Origin of the sequence: Arenimonas sp., from assembly GCF_019459675.1 — a bacterium.
Taxonomy (GTDB): domain Bacteria; phylum Pseudomonadota; class Gammaproteobacteria; order Xanthomonadales; family Xanthomonadaceae; genus Arenimonas.
In genome coordinates this window covers 1-5,498 of the sequence record NZ_JAIBFH010000042.1, presented here as the reverse complement: position 1 = coordinate 5,498, position 5,498 = coordinate 1, and the positions used below count along the sequence as shown (strand labels likewise).

At 65.8% G+C, this 5,498-nt stretch carries 3 protein-coding genes and 7 tRNA genes; all 10 read right to left on the bottom strand.

What is annotated here, in order from left to right; genetic code table 11:
• Nucleotides 1-82: 82 nt before the first annotated feature.
• The gene (gene tig / locus K0M70_RS01715; protein ID WP_290778450.1) at nucleotides 83-1,384 is read right to left on the bottom strand and encodes a trigger factor; all 1,302 of its coding nucleotides are present in this window, start codon (nucleotides 1,382-1,384) and stop codon (nucleotides 83-85) included.
• Between the two features lie 89 nt (nucleotides 1,385-1,473).
• Nucleotides 1,474-1,558, bottom strand: a tRNA-Leu gene (locus tag K0M70_RS01710).
• A 33-nt stretch (nucleotides 1,559-1,591) separates the two neighbouring features.
• Nucleotides 1,592-1,667: transfer RNA gene (locus K0M70_RS01705), tRNA-Lys, on the bottom strand.
• Nucleotides 1,668-1,731: 64 nt separating this feature from the next.
• Nucleotides 1,732-1,808, bottom strand: a tRNA-His gene (locus tag K0M70_RS01700).
• A gap of 41 nt (nucleotides 1,809-1,849) precedes the next feature.
• Nucleotides 1,850-1,926: transfer RNA gene (locus K0M70_RS01695), tRNA-Arg, on the bottom strand.
• Nucleotides 1,927-1,999: 73 nt separating this feature from the next.
• Nucleotides 2,000-2,076: transfer RNA gene (locus K0M70_RS01690), tRNA-Pro, on the bottom strand.
• Nucleotides 2,077-2,209: 133 nt separating this feature from the next.
• Nucleotides 2,210-2,286: transfer RNA gene (locus K0M70_RS01685), tRNA-Arg, on the bottom strand.
• A 92-nt stretch (nucleotides 2,287-2,378) separates the two neighbouring features.
• Nucleotides 2,379-2,471, bottom strand: a tRNA-Ser gene (locus tag K0M70_RS01680).
• Nucleotides 2,472-2,526: 55 nt separating this feature from the next.
• On the bottom strand, nucleotides 2,527-2,739 hold the full coding sequence (gene csrA / locus K0M70_RS01675) for a carbon storage regulator CsrA (protein WP_290778448.1): 213 nt from the start codon (nucleotides 2,737-2,739) through the stop codon (nucleotides 2,527-2,529).
• A 132-nt stretch (nucleotides 2,740-2,871) separates the two neighbouring features.
• Nucleotides 2,872-5,498, bottom strand: a 2,627-nt coding sequence (gene alaS / locus K0M70_RS01670) for an alanine--tRNA ligase (protein WP_343211184.1), incomplete at its 5' end; no start/stop codon positions are given.

Below are 5,498 nucleotides of genomic sequence, written 5' to 3'. Positions count from 1 at the left end.
CGGCTGGTCTGTTCGACCACCATGGTCACCAGGTTCATGGCATTTATCGGATCCATTCGCGCGTCCCTCCGTTGGGGTCGCCTCAGGGGACCGGACGCATCAACTCGGCAAAACTCATCGCTTTCTCGGTGGCTTCGGCGCGCTCGGCGATCCAGTCGATCACCTGCTCTTCCATCACCCGACCGCGAAGGCTGGACATGAGATTGGGGTCGTTCCGATAGAGTTCAATGACCTGGCTGGGATCTTCGTAGGTCGATGCGATCAGCTGCAGCGTCTCGTTCAGGCGGGCCGGCTCGAGCTTGAGGTTGTTCTGGCGGGCCACTTCACCCACCAGCAGGCCCGCGGCGACGCGGTTGCGCGCCGCCGGCAGGAACGGATCAGCTTCGAACTTCGCATTGGGCTGGCCCTGCTGGCGCGCCTGCTGCTCGGCGGCGGCCGCCATCTGGCGGGCCTCGGCCTGGATCAGGCGCGGCGGCAGTTCCACGCTGGAATGCGCGGCCACGAGCTTCTCGGCCACTTCCGCGCGCAGGCGCTGCATCAGGTTGCCCTTGAGCTCGCGCTCGAGGTTGGACCGCACTTCCTGGCGGAACTGGTCCACCTTGCCGCTCTTGATGCCGAAGCTCTTGACGAAAGCTTCATCCACCGCGGGCAGGTTCGCAACCGACACCTTGGTGACCTTGAGGGTGACCTTGGCGGCCTGGTTGGCCAGTTCGGCCACGCGCCAGTTGGCCGGGAAGGTGATGTCGACCTCGCGCTCTTCGCCGGCGGACATGCCGGCCAGCTGGGACTCCAGCTCCGGGTACATGGCGTTCGAACCCAGCACGGTGGCGCCGCGATCGGAACCCTCGGCCGGGTAGCGGCCGGCGGAGGTGGTGGCGAAGGTTTCCACCGTGACCAGGTCGCCGGGCTCGGCGGCACGCTCGACGGCGTCCCACGTGCGGCGCTGCTGGCGCAGGGTTTCGATCATGCCGTCGATGTCGGCGTCGCCGATGCTGGACGTGGCGCGGACGATCTTGAGCTGGCTCGGATCGACCTTGCCAAAATCGGGAACCACTTCGAAGGTGGCGGAGTAGCGGATTTCGCCGGCTTCACCGGTGCTCTCGGGCTTGACCTCGGGCGTGCCGGCAACGCGCAGGTTTTCCTGAGCAATCGCTTCGCCGAGGCTCTCGCGGATCAGCTCGCCATAGGCCTCATTGCGAACCTGGGCGCCGAAGCGCTGTTCGATGACCTTGGCGGGCACCTTGCCGCGGCGGAAACCCTTGATGGTGGCGCTGCGGCCAATTTCCTGCAGCCGCTTGCCGACCACGCCTTCGAAGCGCTCGACGGGCAGGCTGACGGTGATGCGGCGTTCCAGATTGGCGGTGTTCTCGAGCGAAACTTGCATGTCAACTCCTGCGACCGCGCCGTTTGTCGGGCGCTAAAAATGAAAAAACCCGCAGAGCCCCGAATCATCCCCGCGCCTCCGTTGCCGGATGGTGCGAAAGGAGAGACTCGAACTCTCACGGGTTACCCCACTGGAACCTAAATCCAGCGCGTCTACCAGTTCCGCCACTTTCGCTACGTCGCGCGGTGACGATTCAATCGGGAAGATTGGTGGGCCGTGAAGGATTCGAACCTTCGACCTATTGATTAAGAGTCAACTGCTCTACCAACTGAGCTAACGGCCCGTAATCTTCCCGCTGAAGCGGCTTGCGACGCGGCATTATGCCGCAACATTGAACCGGCTGGAACTGGGGTGGAAGACGGGACTCGAACCCGCGACCCTCGGAATCACAATCCGATGCTCTAACCGACTGAGCTACATCCACCACATTGTGAACTTGTACCGCTTTTTCCTGCCTTGCCCGCCTGGCGCGCCCGGCAGGAATCGAACCTGCAACCGCCGGCTTAGAAGGCCGGTGCTCTATCCGATTGAGCTACGGGCGCCTGCCGGGATGATACCGGCCGTACCCGCCTGCTTCCATGCTGTTGGTCAGTGTAGCCCGGCTTGAGGCCAGCCTGGTCGGGGCAGAGGGATTCGAACCCACGACATCCAGCTCCCAAAGCTGGCGCTCTACCAGGCTGAGCTATACCCCGGCGGTGAAGCCCGGCGCCCTGGAAGGCGCGCCGCACGAGTTCCCTGTGTACGGCGGTGGAGGAAGCCGGCGCAAACCGCCGGAATCCTTTGCCGCCGAACAAAAAGGGTGCCGAAGCACCCTTTCTGCATTAGTGGCGCGCCCGGAGAGATTCGAACTCCCGACCACCAAGTTCGTAGCCTGGTGCTCTATCCAGCTGAGCTACGGGCGCGCAGAAGCGAAATTATGGGGGACGTTGCGTCAATCGTCAATGCCTGTGCATCAACTCTTTTCAACACGCCCCCTGCACACCTTTTCCAGTCCTGGCGGAGTGAGAGGGATTCGAACCCTCGATCAGGCTTTTGACCCAATACTCCCTTAGCAGGGGAGCCCCTTCGGCCACTCGGGCATCACTCCGGAACTGGACCCGGCAAACTTCTTTCGAGGCTTGCCGGCCGCATAGGATAGCGCCTCAGTCGGCCTTGGGTAAACCTGTTTGATGATCGCCCGCAGGCGCGGGGTCATCCTTCTGGATGCGCTGGAAGATTTCCTCGCGATGAACGGCCACGTCCTTGGGTGCCGTAATGCCTATGCGCACCTGGTTGCCCTTGACGCCCAGCACGGTGACCGTGACTGAATCGCCAATCATCAGGGTCTCCCCGACCCTTCTCGTCAAAATCAGCATCGCCTTCCCTCCCGATACATCCTTGCACCGGCCCGCGCGTCCAGACGCCACGCCGCGGCTCCACGCCGCACGATCGCGGCTTGCCCGATGGTAGTGCGCGCTTGGGCACGGCGCAAACGCGCCCTGCCCCGGTCAGCCAAGCCGCTGCGCCACCCAGTCGGGAATGCCCGCCAGGGCGGCCAGCAGCGCGGGGCCATCGGGGCCGCCGCCCTGCGCCATGTCGGGACGACCGCCGCCCTTGCCGCCGATCTGCGCGGCCACGTGCGACAGCAGCTCGCCCGCCTTGACCTTGCCCAGCGCCTTGCCCTGCACGCCGGCCACCAGCGAGGCCTTGCCGTCCTGGGCGGACGCCAGCACGATCACGGCGTCGCCCAGGCGTGCCTTGAGCTGGTCCACGGCGTCGCGCAGCGATTTCGCATCCAGCCCTTCCAGGCGCGCGGCGACGACCTTCACACCCGCCACCTCCGGCGCCGACGCCTCCAGTTCAGCCGTGGCTCCCGACGCCGCCTTGGCCTTGAGCGATTCCAGTTCGCGCTCGAGCCTTTTCTGGCGATCGAGCAGCTGGCGCAGCTTGTCGATGACATCGCCGGCGTTGCCACCCAGCAGCTGCGCGGCCTCGTCCAGGCGGCGCTCTTCGCGCGCGATGTGGTCCAGCGCACCGGCGCCGGTAACGGCCTCGATGCGGCGCACGCCCGCGGCCACGCCGCCCTCGCTGATGATCTTGAACACGCCGATGTCGCCGGTGTGGTGGACATGGGTGCCGCCGCAAAGCTCGGTGGAAAAACTGCCCATTTTCAGCACGCGCACGTGCTCGCCGTATTTTTCACCGAACAGCGCCATGGCGCCAAAATCCAGCGCGTCCTGCATGCCCATGTGGTGAACCTGCGCCTTGGAGTTGCGGCGGATTTCGGCGTTGACCATCGCCTCGATGCGCGCAAGGTCGGCCGCGGGGATGGCCTGGAAATGGGAGAAGTCGAAGCGCAGGCGATCAGGCGCCACCAGCGACCCCTTCTGCGTCACGTGCTCGCCCAGCAGGTCGCGCAGCGCGGCGTGCAGCAGGTGCGTGGCGGAGTGGTTGAGCACCACCGCCTGGCGACGATCCCCGTCCACGCGGGCCGACAGGCGGTCGCCGCGCTTGAGCGTGCCGCTGGCCAGCCGCCCCAGATGGCCGTGGAAGGCGCCGGACAGCTTCAGCGTATCGCGCACTTCAAACCTCATCCCCTGCGCGTCGAGCAGCACGCCGGTGTCCCCGACCTGGCCGCCGGACTCGGCATAGAAGGGGGTTTGGTCGAGCAGCACCAGGGCCTCTTCGCCCGGCGCAAGGGCGTCCACGGGCTTGCCGTCGCGCAGCAGCGCCACGACGCGGCAGCCGTCGGCTTCCAGGGACTCGTAGCCAAGGAACTCGCTGGGCTTGAGGGTGGCGATCAGATCGGCGGGCAGCGCGGTGCCGCCAGCGAACTTGCTGGACGCCCGCGCGCGATCGCGCTGCTGGCCCATCAGCGTGTCGTACTCGGCCATGGCACCGTCGGCCAGCAGCCAGCCCTTGTCGGCGTTCTCACGCAGCAGGTCGGCGATCAGATCGGGCGGGCAGCCGTAGGTGTCGTGAAGCTGGAACAGCTGGTCGCCGCGAATGCGGTTGTCCGACGCCGCCAGATAGTCGTTCAGGCGCGCCATGCCCGCATCGAGCGTCTGCCCGAAGGCGGTTTCCTCGGCCTTCAGCGCCTGCTCGACCAGGCTGCGCTTGGCCACCAGCTCGGGATAGGCCTCACCCATCACGTCCACCAGCGGCTGCACCATGCGCCAGAACTTGCCGTCGGCGCTCAGGCCGTCGAGCTTCCAGAAGTGGCGCACCGCACGGCGGATGATCCGGCGCAGCACGTAGCCGCGACCTTCGTTGGACGGCAGTACGCCGTCGACGATCAGGAAGCTGCAGGCGCGGATGTGGTCGGCGATGACGCGCAGCGACTTGTGCTCGAGGTCGGTGCTGGCATTGAGAGCCGCCGCGGCCTTGATCAGGTGTTGGAACAGGTCGATCTCGTAGTTGCTGTGCACGTACTGCAGAACGGCCGCAACGCGCTCCAGGCCCATGCCGGTGTCCACGCACGGCGCCGGCAGCGGCACCAGCGTTCCGTCGGGCTGGCGGTCGTACTGCATGAAGACGTTGTTCCAGATTTCGATGAAGCGATCGCCGTCCTCGTCGGGGCTGCCCGGCGGGCCGCCGGCGATGTGGTCGCCGTGGTCGTAGAAGATTTCGGTGCAGGGGCCGCAGGGGCCGGTGTCGGCCATCTGCCAGAAATTGTCCGACGCGTAGGGCGCACCCTTGTTGTCGCCGATGCGGATGATGCGTTCCTTGGGCAGGCCCACCATGGTGTGCCACAGGTCGAAGGCTTCGTCGTCGGTGTAATACACCGTCACCAGCAGGCGCTCCTTGGGGAGGCCCCAGACCCCGGTCAGCAGTTCCCAGGCGTACGCGATGGCATCACGCTTGAAGTAGTCGCCGAAGCTGAAGTTGCCCAACATTTCGAAGAACGTGTGGTGGCGCGCGGTGTAGCCGACCTGGTCGAGGTCGTTGTGCTTGCCGCCGGCGCGCACGCAGCGCTGCGAGCTGGCCGCACGCTTGTAGCTGCGCTTCTCGGCGCCAAGGAAGACGTCCTTGAACTGCACCATGCCGGCGTTCGTGAACAGCAGGGTCGGGTCGTTGCCCGGCACCAGCGGGCTCGAGGGCACGACTTCATGGCCCTTGGAGCGGAAGAACTCGA